Annotated in this window: 10 protein-coding genes and 3 pseudogenes; 9 read left to right on the forward strand and 4 right to left on the reverse strand. The window is 69.7% G+C overall.

Going from position 1 to position 16,900, the window contains the following annotated elements; genetic code table 11:
• The first annotated feature begins 5 nt into the window (after positions 1 to 5).
• The 4 genes and pseudogenes from AB0M54_RS37355 (at position 6) to AB0M54_RS37370 (ending at position 8,365) form a co-directional block, all read left to right on the forward strand.
• Entirely contained in the window at positions 6 to 3,044 is a 3,039-nt protein-coding gene (locus AB0M54_RS37355) for a glycoside hydrolase family 38 C-terminal domain-containing protein (protein WP_364333056.1), read from the forward strand.
• A gap of 11 nt (positions 3,045 to 3,055) precedes the next feature.
• Positions 3,056 to 6,181, forward strand: a complete 3,126-nt coding sequence (locus AB0M54_RS37360; RefSeq protein ID WP_364476611.1) for a glycoside hydrolase family 2 TIM barrel-domain containing protein — start codon at positions 3,056 to 3,058, stop codon at positions 6,179 to 6,181.
• Positions 6,115 to 6,870 (forward strand): annotated as a pseudogene (locus tag AB0M54_RS37365) (glycoside hydrolase family 36 N-terminal domain-containing protein); the annotation flags it as partial. The gene AB0M54_RS37360 and the pseudogene AB0M54_RS37365, both read left to right, overlap by 67 nt.
• Before the next feature lie 19 nt (positions 6,871 to 6,889).
• Complete coding sequence (locus AB0M54_RS37370; RefSeq protein WP_364476613.1) at positions 6,890 to 8,365, forward strand: alpha-galactosidase; 1,476 nt, start codon at positions 6,890 to 6,892, stop codon at positions 8,363 to 8,365.
• 83 nt (positions 8,366 to 8,448) lie between these two features.
• Here the strand turns inward: AB0M54_RS37370 and AB0M54_RS37375 are convergent, their stop codons facing one another.
• Positions 8,449 to 8,841, reverse strand: coding sequence for a hypothetical protein (locus AB0M54_RS37375; protein WP_364476615.1), 393 nt, complete (start codon positions 8,839 to 8,841; stop codon positions 8,449 to 8,451).
• 453 nt (positions 8,842 to 9,294) lie between these two features.
• Between AB0M54_RS37375 and AB0M54_RS37380 the strand changes: the two genes are divergently transcribed.
• Positions 9,295 to 10,101, forward strand: coding sequence for an SAM-dependent methyltransferase (locus AB0M54_RS37380; RefSeq protein WP_364476617.1), 807 nt, complete (start codon positions 9,295 to 9,297; stop codon positions 10,099 to 10,101).
• 358 nt (positions 10,102 to 10,459) lie between these two features.
• On the opposite strand, the gene AB0M54_RS37385 is transcribed toward AB0M54_RS37380, so the two are convergent.
• Both AB0M54_RS37385 and AB0M54_RS37390 read right to left on the reverse strand, forming a co-directional pair.
• Positions 10,460 to 10,972, reverse strand: coding sequence for a VanZ family protein (locus tag AB0M54_RS37385; protein ID WP_364333042.1), 513 nt, complete (start codon positions 10,970 to 10,972; stop codon positions 10,460 to 10,462).
• 157 nt (positions 10,973 to 11,129) lie between these two features.
• Positions 11,130 to 11,314, reverse strand: a pseudogene (locus tag AB0M54_RS37390) (hypothetical protein); the annotation flags it as partial.
• Positions 11,315 to 11,597: 283 nt separating this feature from the next.
• On the opposite strand from AB0M54_RS37390, the gene AB0M54_RS37395 reads away from it, so the two are divergent.
• The 3 genes and pseudogenes from AB0M54_RS37395 to AB0M54_RS37405 all read left to right on the forward strand — a co-directional run bounded on the left by AB0M54_RS37395 (position 11,598) and on the right by AB0M54_RS37405 (position 15,417).
• Complete coding sequence (locus AB0M54_RS37395) at positions 11,598 to 14,075, forward strand: LuxR C-terminal-related transcriptional regulator (RefSeq protein WP_364476619.1); 2,478 nt, start codon at positions 11,598 to 11,600, stop codon at positions 14,073 to 14,075.
• 810 nt (positions 14,076 to 14,885) lie between these two features.
• Positions 14,886 to 15,122 (forward strand): annotated as a pseudogene (locus tag AB0M54_RS37400) (LuxR C-terminal-related transcriptional regulator); the annotation flags it as partial.
• Positions 15,123 to 15,144: 22 nt separating this feature from the next.
• Positions 15,145 to 15,417, forward strand: a complete 273-nt coding sequence (locus AB0M54_RS37405; protein ID WP_364333036.1) for a hypothetical protein — start codon at positions 15,145 to 15,147, stop codon at positions 15,415 to 15,417.
• A 20-nt stretch (positions 15,418 to 15,437) separates the two neighbouring features.
• Here AB0M54_RS37405 and AB0M54_RS37410 read toward each other — a convergent pair whose 3' ends face one another.
• Positions 15,438 to 15,881: a MarR family transcriptional regulator gene (locus AB0M54_RS37410; protein WP_364476621.1), complete on the reverse strand. Its 444-nt coding sequence runs from the start codon at positions 15,879 to 15,881 to the stop codon at positions 15,438 to 15,440.
• A gap of 129 nt (positions 15,882 to 16,010) precedes the next feature.
• Here AB0M54_RS37410 and AB0M54_RS37415 point away from each other — a divergent pair, with 129 nt between their 5' ends.
• Positions 16,011 to 16,898, forward strand: a complete 888-nt coding sequence (locus AB0M54_RS37415; RefSeq protein ID WP_364476622.1) for an NmrA/HSCARG family protein — start codon at positions 16,011 to 16,013, stop codon at positions 16,896 to 16,898.
• The last annotated feature ends 2 nt before the right edge of the window (positions 16,899 to 16,900 follow it).

Below are 16,900 nucleotides of genomic sequence, written 5' to 3' on the forward strand. Positions count from 1 at the left end.
AGTTCGTGACCGTCGAGCAGAACCCCCACGGACGCGTACGTCTGGACAGCGTCGCCCTGGCCATGCAGCGGGTCCGCCGGTTCACCCGGTTCCGCCTCGCTCCGGCGGTCTACTCGGAGACCCGGCCGGTCGAGGTGAGCGCCTGGGTCGTCGGCGGTGAGCCCGTCCCCTTCGACGAGGCCCGCGGCCGGCGCTTCGAGCCCGTGGAGATGGGAATGCCGTGGGGCCGGCCGTGGGACACCGTGTGGTTCGATGTGCGGGGCGTCGCGCCCACCTCCTGGGCGCCGGAGGAGACCGAACTCGTCGTCGACCTCGGCTTCACCGCCGAGCAGCCTGGGTTCCAGGCCGAGGCCACGGCCTACCGACCGGACGGCTCGATCGTGAAGGCGATCGAGCCGCTCAACGCGTGGGTGCCGCTGCCGCAGCGCGGCCCCTTCCACCTCCTGATCGAGGCCGCGGCCAACCCCGTGGTGCAGGTCCCCCACGAGTACGAGCCGACCCTGCTCGGTGACCTGCGAACCTCCGGCGACGAGCCGCACTACACCCTGCGCCGCATCGAAGTCGCGCGACGCGACATCGTCGTGTGGGAGCTCCTGCAGGACGTGGCCGCACTCGACGGGCTCGTGGACGTGCTGCCACCGGAGGGCATGCGCCGGGCGGCCATCGTCAGCGCCCTCGAGCGGATGGTCGACGTCATGGACCCCGACGACGTGCCCGGGACGGCGGCGCAAGGGCGCGAGGTCCTCGCGCCGGTCCTTTCGGCGAAGGCACCGGCGAGCGCGCTTCGCGTCTCGGCCGTGGGACACGCCCACATCGACTGTGCCTGGCTGTGGCCCACCCGCGAAACCGAGCGCAAAGTGGCGCGCACTTTCGCCAACGTGCTCGACCTCATCGAGCGCGACCCCGAGTTCGTCTTCGCCGCTTCCTCGGCCCAGCAGTACGCCTGGCTGAAGGACCGCCAGCCGGGGCTCTACGCGAGGGTTCGCGACGCCGTCGCCGCGGGCCGCATCCGCCCGGTGGGCGGGATGTGGGTCGAGTCCGACACCAACATGCCGGGGGGCGAGGCGCTGGCCCGCCAGTTCGTTCTCGGCAAGCGGTTCTTCCTCGAGGAGTTCGGGGTCGAGTCGGACGAGGTGTGGCTGCCGGACTCCTTCGGTTACACCGCGTCGTTGCCGCAGATCGCCACGGCGGCGGGCGCACGGTACTTCGTCACCCAGAAGCCGTCGTGGAACGAGACGAACGCCATCCCGTACTCCACCTTCCTCTGGGAGGGCATCGACGGGTCGCGCCTCTTCACGCACCTGCCTCCGTCCGAGACCTACAACTCCGACCTCGACGCCCCCGACCTGGCTCGCGCCGAACGGAACTTCAGCGAGAAGGGCGTGGCCCGCGAGGTGCTCGGCCTCTTCGGCTGGGGCGACGGAGGAGGTGGCCCGACGCGGGAGATGCTGGCGATGGCGGCGCGCAAGGCCGACCTCGACGGCTCACCCCGCGTACGCCTGACGGACCCCACGTCTTTCTTCACGGCCGCCGAGGCGGAGCTGCCGGCCCCACCCGTGTGGGTCGGCGAGATGTACCTCGAACTTCATCGAGGCGCGCTCGTCTCGCAGCAGAAGACCAAGCGCGGCAACCGCCACAGCGAGGCACTGCTCCGCCAGGCCGAGCTGTGGGCCGCCACGGCGGCCATCCTGAAGGGCGCCAGTTATCCCATGGCGCAGCTGGAGGAGGCCTGGCGCACCGTCCTGCTCCAGCAGTTCCACGACATCCTGCCCGGCACCGCGATCGCCTGGGTCCACCAGGACGCCGAAGCAGGGTACGCGCGGGTCGAGTCGTTGCTCCAGGGACTCATCGAGACCGCGCTGGCCGCCCTGGCCGGTGACGGTGACGATGACGATGACGTGCCGCTGGCCGCGAACGCCGGTCCCCTGGCGCAGCACGGCGTTCCGGCCATGGGGATCGGTCCGGCGTCCGCGCCCGCACCGGCAGCACCCCGCGCGAAGGACGGAACCTGGGTCCTCGAGGACGACCGGCTGCGGGTGGTCGTCGACGCCAGGGGCGCCCTGGTCTCGATCCGCGACCTCGTGGCGGACCGTGAGGTCCTCCCGGAGGGGACCGCGGGCGGGGTGCTGCAGCTGCTGCGTGACACCCCCCGCGAGTGGGACGCGTGGGACATCAACGAGGAGGACCAGCGGTCCGGCCGGGAGCTCCTCGAGCCGGCCCGGGTCCAGGGTGACAGCGACGCGGTCGTCGTCCGGCACGAGATCGGCAAGTCCGCGGTCGACGTACGAATCAGCGTGGTGGACGGCCACCTCGACCTGGCCTTCGACATCGACTGGCAGGAGTCGCAGAAGCTGCTCAAACTGGCCTTCCCTCTCGACGTACGCGCGGACCGGGCCACGTCGGAGCTCCAGTTCGGACACCTGCACCGGCCGATCCACCGCAACACGTCGTGGGACGCCGCGCGCTTCGAGACCGTCGCCCATCGCTGGATCCACGTCGGCGAACCGAGCTGGGGCGTGGCGATCGCGAACGACGTGGTGTACGGCCACGACCTGCGGACCATCGCGGCACCGTCGGGGCGCCCGATGGTGATGGCGCGGCTCTCGCTGCTGCGTGCGCCCCGGTACCCCGACCCCTCCGCCGATCAGGGGCAGCACAGCTTCACCGTCAGCCTGCGTCCCGGTGGCATTCCCGAGGCCGTCGCGGACGGCTACCGGCAGCACCTCCCGCTGCGCGCCCTGCATGGCGCGCCCGTGGCTCCGCTCGTCGCCGTCTCGAACCCCGCCGTCGTCGTCGAGGCGGTCAAGCTGGCCGAGGATGGAAGCGGCGACCTCGTCCTGCGGCTCTACGAGGCCCACGGCGACCGTTCCGAGGCGGCCGTGACCACATCGGTGGACTGGAACGCCGTCGAGGCCACCGACCTGCTCGAGCGCCCCATCGATGGCAGCGCGGTCCGGCGGGTCGAGCCACGCCGGGTCGAGGTGACCCTGCGACCGTTCGAGCTGCTGACCCTGCGCTTTCGCGCGCCACGCGTCGCGGCATGAGAGGACCAACGTTGGCACCGGAAACAGCCTCCTATCTGGATGACGTCGGCCCCGGACGTGGCCTGCGACGGCAGGCGCGGTCGTGGCTCCACACCGACGCGCCCCACCTGTCTCTGCACGGAGACTGGCGGTTCCGGCTCCTGGCCGGCGTGCCGGGCACGCTCGGCGCACCCGGGGTGCTGCCGGAGGGTGAGGCACCGGACGCGTTCGCCGAGCCCGCCTACGACGACTCCGGCTGGGACAGCCTGCCGGTCCCGAGCCACTGGGTCCTGCACGGGGAGGGACGCTACGGCTCACCGCAGTACACCAACGTGCAACTGCCCTTCCCGCAGGACCCGCCGTTCACTCCTGACGAGAACCCCACCGGCGACCACCGTCGCACCTTCGTCGTCCCGGCCGAGTGGGACGACCGCGACGCCTACGAGGCCGTCGTCCTGCGCTTCGACGGCGTCGAATCGCGCTACCGGGTCTGGGTCAACGGGACCGAGGTAGGCGTCGGCACCGGCTCGCGGCTCGCCCAGGAGTTCGACGTCACCGGCGTCGTGACGGCCGGCACCAACACCGTGGCGGTACGGGTGCACCAGTGGTCGGCCTCGACGTACGTCGAAGACCAGGATCAATGGTGGCTCCCCGGCATCTTCCGTGACGTCACCCTCCAGGCCCGGCCCGTCGGTGGCATCGAAGACGTCTGGCTCCGCGCGGGCTACGACCACATAAGTGGGCACGGACTCGTCACCACCGAGCTGACCGCCGCGGACACCGCGTACCCGGTGCGACTGCGCATCCCCGACCTCGGGGTGGACGTCGAGTGGGCGACCCCCGACGACACCGCGCCCGTGGACGTGGGCGTCGTGCAGCCCTGGACGGCGGAGCGACCCCGGCTGTACGACGCGACGGTCGTCTCCGCGGGCGGTGCGGAGACGGTCTCGCTCAGGCTGGGGTTCCGCACCGTGGAGGTCGTCGGCGACCGCTTCCTCGTCAACGGGCGGTGGGTCGTCCTGCACGGGATGAACCGGCACGACACCCATCCCGACCTGGGCCGCGGCTTCGACGAAGACTTCGTACGCCATGATCTCGAACTGATGAAGCGCCACAACGTCAACGCGATCCGCACCGCGCACTACCCGCCCCACCCGCGGGTGCTCGACCTCGCCGACGAGCTCGGCTTCTGGGTCATGCTCGAGTGCGACGTCGAGACGCACTCCTTCCACCACGGGGGCAGCGCCCTGGCGCCGGGCATCGACGAGTGGATGGGCAACCCGAGCGAGGACCCGCGGTGGCGCGACGCCTTCCTCGACCGCATCGAGAGGACCGTCGAGCGGGACAAGAACCACCCGAGCGTCGTCATGTGGTCGCTCGGCAACGAGTCGGGCACCGGGGCCAACCTCGCCGCGATGGCCACGTGGGTCCACGCGCGCGACCCGGAGCGCCCCGTCCACTACGAGGGCGACCGCGCCGGCGAGTACACCGACGTCTACTCGCGCATGTACCCCTCGGTCGCCGAGGTCGTGAGCATCGGCAGCGACTCGACGGGCGCGCTCGAGAAGGCCTCCGTGGCCGAGTCGGTCCGGCAGCGCACGAAGCCCTTCCTGCTCTGCGAGTACGTCCACGCCATGGGCAACGGCCCCGGGGGCATCGACCTCTACGAGGACCTCGTGTGGCGCTACCCCAGGCTCCACGGCGGTTTCGTCTGGGAGTGGCGCGACCACGGCCTACGCACCCGCACGGCGGACGGGGTGGAGTACTTCGGCTACGGCGGTGACTTCGGGGAGACCGGCGTCCACGACGGCCACTTCTGCATGGACGGCATGGTGCTGTCCGACGGCACACCCACACCGGGCCTCGTCGAGTTCGCCGCGGTAGTGGCACCGATCCGCTTCGACGTCCGCACGGACGGGCGCAGCGTCGTCGTGACCGTCACCAACGCCCGGCACTCCGCGCCGACGGACGACCTCGTCTTTCCCTGGCGCCTCGAGCACGACGGCCGGGTCGTCCACGAGGGGGTGCTCGAGGTCGTGGGGGACGACGGTGGACCCGTCTCAGCGGGCGGCACCGCCGTGGTCGAGCTGACCCTGCCCGGCGAGGGAGTGCGGGCCGGAGCGGGCGAGGAATGGTTCACCGTGTCGGCGGCACTGCAGGACAGGACGGCCTGGGCCCCGGCCGGCCACGTCCTGGCCTCCGCCCAGGCTCGGACCGCTCCCACCGGTCCCGCTGCCGCCATGCCCACGAAGAGGCCGGCGAACACGACCGCGCTCCCCGTCGCGGGTAACTACTCCATCGGCCTGGCGGACTTCACGGACGGCCACCTCGTGGCCCTGGCCGGCTCGCCGGTCCGTGGTCCGCTTCTCGCTCTCTGGCGCGCCCCGACCGACAACGACGCCGGCTCGCACATGGGCAGCTACGACGTGACCGACCCGATGGAGCACCTGGGACTGGGCACGCCGGGGCCGTCGTACGCCTCCGAATGGCGGGACGCCGGGCTCGACCGGCTGAACGGACGTCTGGTGAGCGTGCACCGGACCGCCGACGGCCTCCGGCGCAGCAGCCGTTGGGCCGCCGCCGACTCGCGCCTGTCGGTCACCGTGGAGGAGCTCTGGCAGGTCGAGGGTGATGGCGTCCGGCTCGGCCTGCGACTGGTCCCCTCCTCCCGCTGGAACCTCGTGTGGCCCCGACTGGGTGTCCGCCTCGACCTGCCCGTCGAGGTGGACCGGGCAGCGTGGTTCGGCACGGGTCCCGGGGAGTCGTACCCCGACTCTTGTCGTGGCGTGCTCGTCGGCCGATACCAGGCCGGCATCGCCGACTTGACGTTCCCCTACGCGTGGCCCCAGGAGAGCGGTCACCGCAGCGACCTGCGCAGCCTCGACCTCGCCACGGCCGGAGGGGGCTGGCTCCGGATCGAGGCCGCCGCGGACCATCAGGGTCGGCGACCGGGGTTCACCCTGGCTCGACACACCGCGGAGGAGGTGGGCCAGGCGACGCACCAGCACGAGCTGCCCGCGCCGCGACACAGCCACCTCTACCTGGACGCGGCTCAGACCGGCCTGGGATCACGGGCCTGTGGACCGGACGTATGGCCGGACGCGCTCCTGCGTCCCGAGACGCGCACCCTCGACCTGCGCCTGACGGCGCTGTCGTGACGGACGTGCCGCAGTCCGCGCCGGACGTGCTCGTGCACCTCACCGCGTCCGGTGTGAGCGTCGTCCTCGACTCGACGCAGGGCCGGCTGCCGGCCGTGGTGCACTGGGGTGCCGCACTGGGTGCCCAGTCGAGGGAGGACCTGCGCGCACTCAGCACCGCGAACGTGGAGTCCCGCGAGGGCAACGTCGTGGACGAGCCGGTCCGCCTGGCCATCCTCCCCGAACACCACGCCGGTTGGCAGGGCCGACCCGGCGCCGCAGGACACCGCGACGGCGCGGACTGGTCACCGCGGTTCCAGGTGACCAGCCTCGACGTCGGGTCCGGAGCGACGGTCGACGACGGGCTGGTGGACGGCGGGCCCAGCGCCATCGTGTTCCACGCCCGCGACGAGGTGGCCATGCTCGGCCTCGAGCTCGAGGTCGAACTCCTGGCCAGCGGCCTGTTGCGCGCCCGTGCCCACCTGACCAACCGTGGCGACACCGCCTACACGGTCAGCGAACTCAGCCTGGCCATGCCGATCCCCTCCCGAGCGCGAGAGATCCTCGACTTCGCGGGCCGCTGGAGCAAGGAGCGCATCCCCCAGCGCCGCGCGCTCATCACCGGGATCCACGAGCGCGAGGGCCGCAAGGGACGTACCGGCCACGACGCGGCGACGATCCTCAGTGCCGGCGTCCCGGGCTTCGGCTTCTCCCGCGGCGAAGTCTGGGGTGTGCACGTGGCCTTCAGCGGCAACCACCGTCACTTCGCTGCGCCTCCCCACCGACGCGCAGGTCATCGGAGGCGGCGAGCTCCTGCTCCCGGGCGAGGTCCGGCTCGGGCGGGACGAGGGCTACAGCGGGCCCTGGCTCTACGCGGCATACGGCGACGGGCTCGACGACCAGGCGCACCGCTTCCACCGCTTCCTGCGGGGCCGGGCCACCCATCCCGCGCGGCCCCGGCCGGTCACGCTCAACGTCTGGGAGGCGGTGTACTTCGACCACGACGTCGACCGGCTCCTCGACCTCGCCGAGCGCGCGGCCGCACTCGGAGTCGAGCGTTTCGTCCTCGACGACGGCTGGTTCCGCGGACGCCGGGACGACCGGCGGGGCCTCGGCGACTGGGTCGTCGACGAGACGGTGTGGCCGCACGGCCTTTCACCGCTCGTCGACCGGGTCACCCAGCTCGGGATGGAGTTCGGGCTGTGGTTCGAGCCCGAGATGGTCAACGAGGACAGCGACGTGGCCCGCTCGCATCCCGAGTGGGTCATGCAGACCGGCGGACGACTCCCCCTCCGCAGCCGGAACCAACAGGTCCTCGACCTCGCCCGCCCCGAGGCCTACGCCCACGTCCTGGAGCAGATGACCCGGGTCCTGTCGGACTACGACGTCGCCTACATCAAGTGGGACCACAACCGTGACCTCGTCGACGCGGGCACCATGCCGACCGGCGCCGCGGGCACGCACCGGCAGACGCTCGCGGCATACCGCCTCATGGACGAGCTCAAGCGGCGCTTCCAGGGGCTCGAGATCGAGTCCTGCTCCTCGGGTGGTGGGCGCGTGGACCTCGGCGTCCTCGAGCGGACGGACCGGGTGTGGGCCAGCGACTGCGTCGACCCTCTCGAGCGCCAGGGCATCAACCTGTGGACCATGCAGCTGCTCCCGCCCGAACTGGTCGGAGCGCACGTGGGCTCGCCGGTCAACGAGACGACCGGACGGCGGCACGAGCTGTCGTTCCGGGCCGGCACCGCCGTCCACGGGCACTTCGGGATCGAGTGTGACCTCGCCAAGGCCTCCGCGAGCGAGATCCACGACCTCGCCGAGTGGGTGGCGTTCCACAAGGCGCACCGGGAGCTGCTGCACACCGGTGACGTGATCCGCTCGGACGACAGCGACGCCACCCTGTCCATCCACGGCGTCGTGAGCGCGGACCGGTCGGAGGCGCTGGTGTTCCTGGGCTACCTGAGCCGCTCTGACGGGTCGCCCCGGGGGCGGTTCACGCTGCCCGGCCTCGACCCGCACAGGCGGTACCGCATCGTTCCCGTCGTCGTCGGCACGCCGGACGCCGGCCTCGCGCCGCCACCGTGGTACCACGACGGCACGGGCATCGTCCTGAGCGGTCGGGCCCTGGCCGTCACCGGACTCCGTATCCCCGGTGCACGTCCCGAGCGGGTGGTGGTCCTGCGGGTGCAGGAGGAGGTCGGCTAGACCCGCGTTCCGTACGTCGGTGGTCGTTGCCGGTGGTCGCGGCGTTCGCCGGTCGGCTGCGGATTCGGGATCTCATCGATGGGTTATGCCTCCCAGCGCACGCCGAGGCGACGGAACTGATGCAGCAGGGTGAAGGTCCGCTCGACGACGTAGCGCAGCTTGCCCAGGCCCTTGATCCCTGTGGTCTTGGGCTTGGGGATGATCGTTCGTTGCCGCGCTCGCGGCAGGCCTGGCGGAACGTCGCACTGCTGTAGGCCTTGTCTGCCAGCAGCGTCGCGAACCGGCGCCGGAGCGGCCTGGTCGCCCCACTGATGCTCCACGCTGTGCCAGCTGACGCCGGCATCCAACAGATACCGACGGTTCGGCCGATCCAGATCGACGAACTGGGTCGGGCCACCGGTGACCGAGTCCAGCAGCACCCGGCCCGGCCCGAAATCCAGGACAGCCGCCGCCCGACCCGGCAACAAGGATGTCATGTCACTCCCACGAATCAGCGATGCCGGCCATTTTCGCATCTGTACCACGGCCCAGATGCAGGACGGCGCCGGTGACCGCCTGCCGGTCCCGTTTGGTGGTGAGGTCGCGTACGAAACTCGTGTCGATCTTGACTTCCTGGATCGGTAGTCCGGCGATCCGGCCCAGCGATGAATGTCCCTTTCACGCCTGCCCGCTTACCCGGAACAGCGGCTCCCGCCGCTCCGGAACGCCCTCCGAGCCGTGCGGAACGTTCCGCCTGCCGCCACAACCGCGGTGGAGTGGCCACGGACGAGTGACGCAACGGCGGTTCACAACCACGCCCCGGAGCGGTGTCCGGGCAACTGACGTCAATGGGTTGAGCGGGCGCGGGCGGTCGTAGCGGGCAGGAACCGGGCGCCTATGCTGCGCGTAGCGTCGAGGTCGCCGCGCATGTGAAGTCGGAGGGTGCACAGATGGCCGACAGCCCGGAGTACGCGTCGAAGTTCGACACTGGTGTGGCGCACACCGCGCGGACCTGGAACTACTGGCTGGGTGGTAAGGACAACTTCGCCTCCGACCGGGAGGTCGGTGAGCAGATCCTCCAGTTCCTGCCGAACATGCGGACCACCGCCCGCGCCGACCGGGCCTTCCTCGGCCGCGCGGTGCGATACCTCGCCGGGGAGGCCGGGATACGCCAGTTCCTCGATGTCGGCACCGGGCTGCCCACTGCGGACAACACTCACGAGGTCGCCCAGTCCGTGGCCCCGCAGTCGCGGATCGTCTACATCGACAATGATCCGCTGGTGCTGGTGCACGCTCGCGCACTGCTCACCAGCACCCCCGAGGGTGTCACCGACTACGTCGAGGCCGACCTGCGCGAACCTGAGAAGGTCTTACAGGAGGCCGCTCGGACGTTGGACCTCACCCAACCGGTCGCGCTGACCCTGCTGGGCGTGTTGAACTTCGTCATCGATGACGACGAGGCGCAAGCGATCGTCGACCGGCTCCTTGACGCGATACCGCCCGGCAGCTACCTGGCGATCGCCCACGCCAGCAACGAGGTGAATCCCGCCGAGGCCGAGGCAGCCCGGCGGTTCTGGAACGAGAACGCCACGCCCCCGATCACCTTCCGCTCCGCGCAACAGATAACTCGGTTCCTCGACCGGCTGGAACTGCTCGACCCAGGCGTGGTCTCGTGTTCGCGGTGGCGGCCCGAGGCGAGCGACCTGGCCATTCCCGAAGTGGATCAATTCTGTGGTGTCGGCCGGCTCGCCGGGTAGACAGCCAAGACGGCCGCCGCTGCCCGATCCAGTCGAGGGCCGCGAGCGGGTCATGCGCTGGTGCAGCCAAGGCCTGCTGTCGAAGCGGGAAAGCTCTGCTGCTGCTCGGGCCATCTGCGTGGTGGCGTTTGTCGCGAGCATGTCTTGAAGCCATGCGACCTGATCGGGTGCCAGGGGCGGGCCTCCGCCGGTACCGGGGCGGGCCACTATCCGGGCGAACCGCCGCATGCCGAGCAGGCGGACCATGTGCGGTGCCAGCCACCCTTCGACCCGCTCGCGGCGTGTTGTGGTGTTGTAGGGCCGCATACGCGCGGGGACATGCCGAGTTGGGGGCGTCGGCTCCCAGAGATGCGTCGGCCTAATCATGGATCTCGACAGACGAGGAGCGAGCCCGTCGCGACCAGTAGGGAGCCAGCGCCAGCGACAGCACCGCCAGCAGCGTGCCGAGGACCGCGCCGATCGTGTTGTGCACCCAGTCGTCGGAGTCACAGGAACGACCGAGGGCCGGCACGGCGGCTTGGAACGCCTCCACCATCGCCGACAGCCCGCTGCCGGCCACCATGACCAGCACCGGGCGTCGCGTGGCCACTCCCGCCAGCAACACCGGCGCGACGAAGAGCAGGATGTTCGCCATGGACTCGGGACCGGTGAGCGGGGGGATTTCCCACTGCACCTGGCAGCGCGCGAAAAGCTGGCGGTTCTCTGGCAGCAGGGTCAGGAACGCCAGCGGCAGCAACGTGACACCGGTCATTACCCAGGCTGTCCTCGGCCGGGTGACCAACCAGCTTCCCATCAATGGTCCGACGAGGAACAGCAGCACCAAGGCGACCGCGGGCAGCCATCGATGTTCGACCAGGAACGTCGAGATCATTGGCCGCAGTCCAACCCCAGCATGACCTCGCGGAAGGCGGCGGTACCACCACGCCCGACACGGTGCGGCTCCTCAGACACCCGCTGACCCTAGGTGAGGTAGGCAAGCCGCCTCGACATCGGTACCCGGACGGCGTACTCGGATGCGACGACCATCAGCCCTGCAACCGCGACTCTCACCTGGCTGTGCACCCAGCAGGGCGCCGACCACAGTCAGCAGATCCGAACCACGACCGGTCGCGGCCCGGGCGATGGTGTACCCGGTCTCCTCGTTGACGTACGTCAGCGGCTCGAGCACCGCAGTTGGACCTGCGGAGCGGGACGAGACGAGACGGCCGCACACACACCGCCATCGTGCCGTCGTGATTGCCTCAACACCAAACCCGCAGTTGATCAACCCCTCAAGAGCGCAGCCCGGCATGCGGTGATGGGCGATTCGCACCCCTGAGCACCCACCGTGAGAGGATCACCTTCGACCTCCCCATTAGCGTGTTCGGCAACGGTTGATTCGTCGGTCGTCGACTCGGCCCAGAAGGCGAAGCGATCGGCGCGGCCTGTCATGAGCTCACGGAGGCACGTTGGGACGCCAGGAAGACGACAGTCTGAGCCGGGACGTGAAGTTCTACTTGCGACGGCTCGCCGCCGTGACGGATTCCGCCATCAACGCCTCTGGGACGGCGGCCATCGCGTCGGCGCTCGCCGAGGCGCAACGCGTGGCCGCCTGGGGACTTCGGTCCGCGGTGGAACTCGGACGCGAGAGGGGCCTCAGCTGGCGGCAACTCGCTGATCTGCTCGACATCCCGGTCTCGACACTGCACCGCCAGTACCGCAGTGGCGGCGCCGACCTGGCAACCCCCGAGCCCCAACCTCACCCGCAGGATTCACCACCGGCGGCGGGCTGGGTGCCACCGTGGTTCGATCGCTTCGTCGGACGCGAGCGCGAACTGGCTGACCTGTCCGAGTTGCTGCCCGGGACGCGGCTGCTCAGCGTCATCGGCCCCGTCGGTGTCGGTAAGACGCGACTCGCCGCGGAGTTCGCCCGGCGAGTCGAGCCCGCCTACCCCGGTGGAGTCAGGTGGGTCGGCCTGGCCGGCGTCACCAAGCCGTGGCAGGTGGCGTCAGTGGTGGGCAGAACGGGTGAGCCGGCCGGGGTCGGACCCGCCCTGCTCGTGCTCGACAACTGCGAGCACGTGGTCGACGGCCTGATCGATGTCGTCTCGAAGATGCGGGCCGCCACACCGGAGTTGCACATCGTGACCACGAGCCGGGAGGCCCTTCGCGCGCAGGGCGAGATCGTCATGGTGCTCGAGCCGATGCGGGCCGACGCGGTACTCCTGTTCAGTGCGCGGGCGTCCGAGTCGAGGTCCGACTTCGATCCCGCCGACTGGCCCGACGTCATCGCGAAAATCTGCGATCGCCTCGATGGTCTGCCGCTGGCGATCGAACTTGCCGCGGGCCAGATGGACGTGCTGACGCCGGAGACCCTGCTGCCCAAGATGGCGGAGCGGCTCGATCTGCTGGTCGATGCCCGGCGCGGAGCAGTCGGTCACCGGCGGAGCCTTCGCGACGCGATTCAATGGAGCTACGACCTACTGGACAAGCCCGAACAGGAGATGTTCGCCCGGCTCTCCGTCCTGCCCGGCGGCTTCGATCAGCAGAGCGCCGCCGCCGTGACGGCCGACCTGGGCCTGCCGCCGGCGAACGTGTGGGCACAGCTGACCGGCCTGGCCCGCAAGTCGATGATCGTCATCGATCCGCAGCGCCCCGGCCGATTCCGGATGCTCGAATCGCTGCGGATGTTCGGCCAGGAGCGCCTGCTCGATGCCGGCGGAGTCGTGCCCACTCAGCTCCTGCTGCTGGACTGGCTCGCCACCTTCGAACGGCAGCTCGCGGAATACCAGCGGCGTGACGAAATGACGATGACACAGCGAAGGATCGTCGCCGAGCTGGACAACCTTCGAAACGCAGTGGACGTCGCGGCCACCATCAGTCATCCGTCGTACCCAGGCCTGGCCATTCTGCTCTCGCGCTTCCTCGCCCACAATTCCGATCTGGCCGAGGTCGAAAAGCTCCTCTCCGACGTACTGAACAATCCCCTGACCTCGCCACTCCATCGCGCGAATGCGCTGTCCTGGCTCTCCAAGAACGCCGCCCGCCAAGGCGATCTCGACGCGGCGGTCCGTCACTCGGACGACGCTGTCGTCTTGGCACGTGAGCTCGATGACGTGAACGCGCTGACGATGGCGCTCACCAGTTTCATGATGACGCGCGGCTCGAACGGCGACCTCGCCGGCGGTGTAGAGGTGAGCAAGGAGTTGATCGCATTGCTGCTCCGGGCGGGCCGGACCGACCAGGTCGACTGGATCCTCACCAAACAGGCGTGGCTGCTGCTCACCGGCGGAGACCTGGCGGCGGCGAGCAACGCCGTCGCGGAGGCCATCCAGACGTACGAGTCGCAGGCCGACCAGGACCAGCCGATCACGGTCCGCTTCGCCAACCACGCCGGGATGAATCTGCTGCACACCGCCGCTGTGACCGCCACCATGCAACGCGACGATGCGGCCGCCGCCGAGTACGTCATGGCCGTGCTCACCATCCCGGTTCCCGATCACGACAACGTCCTCAGCGCTATCGAGTGCGCGGCGCTCCTCGCCGTGCGTCGGAAGAAACACGTGCTCGCACTCACCTTGATGGCCGGAACTGCCGCCATCGGCCGCCAGGTACAGACGTTCTGGACTCGGCAGCTCGAAGCGGCGACGAGCACCGCGCAACACACCATCGGCCTCGCGGCGGCGCGAGCGGCCTCGGCGGCCGGCTCCGCGATGACCCTTCCGCAGCTCATCGATCTCGCGGTCAACGGTGACCGGCCGATCGACGAAGACCCCACCGGCGTCCTGACTCGCCGGGAGCTCGCCGTCGCGATGCGAGTGGCCGACGGTCTGACGAACGCTCAGATCGCCGGCGAGCTCTCTATCAGCGCGCGCACGGTCGCCAGCCACCTGACCAACATCCGCACCAAGCTGAACGTCAGCAACCGGGTCGAGGTTGCCCTATGGGCCGCGCGAACCGGAGAGTTCGCGAACGAGCCGGCACCGCGGGACTGACGCGCCCCCGCAACGAACTCGGTATGGCGGGCTGCCCTCGGCCGTACAGCGCAGCCCGCATCACGTTGGCGCCGAGCCGGTCGTCGGTCAGCTCAACGCGACGGCGAGAGCCGGGTAGTCGGTGTAGCCGTGGTGGTCACCGCCGTAGAACGTGGCCGGGGCGGCCGCGTTGGTTCGCTGCCGAGTTCGACCCGTTGGCCCCGTTCACCGCGATGACACCGGAGGCCGAGAAGTTCGGGTCGCTGCGCGTCGCGCTCAATATCGGCTCGGTGCTGATTCTGCTGATGATGGCGGTGGGACTGCTGACAGACAGGGTCCGTCCACCCTCGCCCCGGCAGCGCGCTCACTTCCGGCGATGGGGTTCACGTCCAGGGGTGCCGCACTGATCCGGGGCTCACTTGTGCCTGTATCCGCCGGCTGACTCGTCGCAGACTCAGGACATGGGAGAGGTCGAACACGTTACCGGTCGCGGCCGATGACGCAGGCGGCCCTACCAAGCACCGGCCCGCGACGCACAGGCCCGCGAAGTACTCACCGATTTGCTGGCGGTTCGGACCGGGCGTCGGCCGTTCACTCCGCATTTCCCGGAGTCGGAACACAACCAGGAGAACGTCGATGAATGACAACGAACAGAGCACCGTAGCTCGGAATGCTGGTTCGCCGATGTGGTCCGGCTCCCCGGGGGGCCCGGCGCTCCGCGCGCACGAGGCCAGCCTGCGCGAGGCGTTCGAGACCTACGGTGCGTTCCTGGTCAGTTCGCTGCGCCGGATAGACGGCGAGACGACCCTCAAGGTGGAACCGGGTGGCCCGCTACTCGCCGCCACCCGGCCCGGCAGCACTTTGCACCTGCTGAGCTCGCGGGAATGGGAGGTGCTCAGCCTGATGGCTCTAGGCTTGGGCAACGCCGCCATCGCGGAGCGACTGTTCATCACACTGGGAGCAATACACAAGCACATCGGTAACATCTTCGCCAAGCTAAACCTCGCGCCCGACGACCAGGTGGACCGGCGGGTCGCCGCGGTGCTGCGCTACCTCAGCGGCACGTAGCGGGACTCGGCATGGGTTCGACATGGTGGACGTCCGCAGCCATCTCGCCGTCAGCTGCGCGGCGCTCAACCAGTGTCATATGGACCAGGCCAGCGCAACCCAGCACCTCAAATACCCGTACCGCGGAAGCGGCGAGGGTGACGCCCTCGTTCGATTTCGGCCGAACCGGCGGCGTACAGCCTTGCGGAACGGCGCCGCGACGACCGAAACCTGGCTCTGCGGCTGGTCGGTGACTGACCTGCCGCAAGACGAGATCATGTGCACTCACCTGGCCGCAATCCACGTGCCCGACTGAAGATCTCCGACGTGGTGCCGTTAGTCGATTCTCTCCTCCGGCTCGAGGAGGCGTTCGAGCATCGGTGCGAGCACCGCGCGTTCCCGGTCGTTGAGGCGCCGCAGCACCAGGCTCTGCTCTGCCACAGCGGTCTCCACCCGGTCACGTTCGGCTTTCCCGTCCGGTGTGAGCGCGAGGAGTCTTACCCGCCGGTCGGCACCCGGCACCCGCATCACCAGTCCCCGCTGTTCGAGTTGATCGGCGATGGCGGTGACGTTCGAGCGATTGCAGTCCAGCCGGTCAGCGAGGTCGCTCATCGCCGCCGGCGTCTCCAGCCGCAGGAGGGCGCGGGCGAGGTGTAGGGGCAGGCCGAGTGATTCGATCGCTTCGACGAAGTCGAAACGCGACCGCTCGGCCAACGTCACCAGCATCCGTGAGAGCCGCCGCGCCTCGGCCAGACGACCAGCTCGGTCCGTGCGGCCCATCGATCCTCCAGCGCGATTGTTCACCGACTGAAGTAGTGTACGCTGTGCCAGATAGTTCAGTCGATGAACCTTATAGTGGATGAACAAACTTGATGAGGTGCGGACGTGCACCTGACGCGAGAAGGAACCATGAACGAACATTCGCTTGGCCGGATCGCCGTCTTCGGCGCGACCGGCAAACAGGGCGGGTCGGTCGTCGACGCGCTTCTGTCCCGCGGTGCGCGGGTGCGCGCCCTCGTCCGCAACCCCGCATCCGGCCAGGCGCAGGCGCTCGCCGACCGCGGCGTCGAACTCGCGCGAATCGACATCGATGACGCCGCGTCGCTGTCAGCCGCCCTGCAAGGGGTGGCTGCCTTCTTCTTCATGACCACCCCCGAGGGTCAGAGCGCCGCCGCCATCGAGGGCGAAACGCGACAGGGCATTGCCCTGGTCGACGCGGCGGTCGCGGCGGCCGTGCCACACGTCGTGTTCAGCTCGGTCGGCGGCGCGGAACGCGACTCTGGCATCCCGCACTTCGAGTCGAAACGCCGCGTGGAGCAGCATCTCGATCAGTCAGGCCTGCGGGCGACGTACGTCCGCCCGGTCGCCTTCATGGAGAACTTCGTCTCCAGGGGACTGACCGTGGAAAACGGCGAGATCGTGCTGCGCTTGCCGTTGCCCGACCACATCCCGCTACAGCTGATCGCCGTCCACGACATCGGGCAGATCAGCGCCGTGCTCCTGCTCGAAGACGCCAAAGCGCCCGACGGGGCCATCGAAATCGCCGGCGACGAGCGCACCGGCAGCCAGATCGCCGCAGCGTTCGGCGAGCACGCCGGGCTTCCGGCCCGGTACGAGGCACTGCCCTTGGAGGTCCTCGGGGACAGCGAAGATGCCAAGGCGATGTTCCGCTGGTTCGCCGAGACCCCCGCCTACCAGGCCGACGTCAGCGCCGTCAAAGCGATCCACCCCAGCGCCTGGGACCTGCCGACCTGGCTCCGCTCCACCGGATGGACACCCCCCAGACGCGAAGTGTAAGC

The sequence above is a fragment of the Actinoplanes sp. NPDC051470 genome (assembly GCF_040682035.1).
In the GTDB taxonomy this organism is placed as follows: domain Bacteria; phylum Actinomycetota; class Actinomycetes; order Mycobacteriales; family Micromonosporaceae; genus Actinoplanes.

What these genes read in the sequence shown, in the direction of transcription:
- AB0M54_RS37405 (WP_364333036.1), top strand. Translation starts at nt 15,145, where the DNA reads ATGGTGGACGTCCGCAGCCATCTCGCCGTCAGCTGCGCGGCGCTCAAC.
- AB0M54_RS37385 (WP_364333042.1), bottom strand. Translation starts at nt 10,972, where the DNA reads ATGATCTCGACGTTCCTGGTCGAACATCGATGGCTGCCCGCGGTCGCC.
- AB0M54_RS37380 (WP_364476617.1), top strand. Translation starts at nt 9,295, where the DNA reads ATGGCCGACAGCCCGGAGTACGCGTCGAAGTTCGACACTGGTGTGGCG.
- AB0M54_RS37375 (WP_364476615.1), bottom strand. Translation starts at nt 8,841, where the DNA reads ATGACATCCTTGTTGCCGGGTCGGGCGGCGGCTGTCCTGGATTTCGGG.
- AB0M54_RS37415 (WP_364476622.1), top strand. Translation starts at nt 16,011, where the DNA reads ATGAACGAACATTCGCTTGGCCGGATCGCCGTCTTCGGCGCGACCGGC.
- AB0M54_RS37410 (WP_364476621.1), bottom strand. Translation starts at nt 15,881, where the DNA reads ATGGGCCGCACGGACCGAGCTGGTCGTCTGGCCGAGGCGCGGCGGCTC.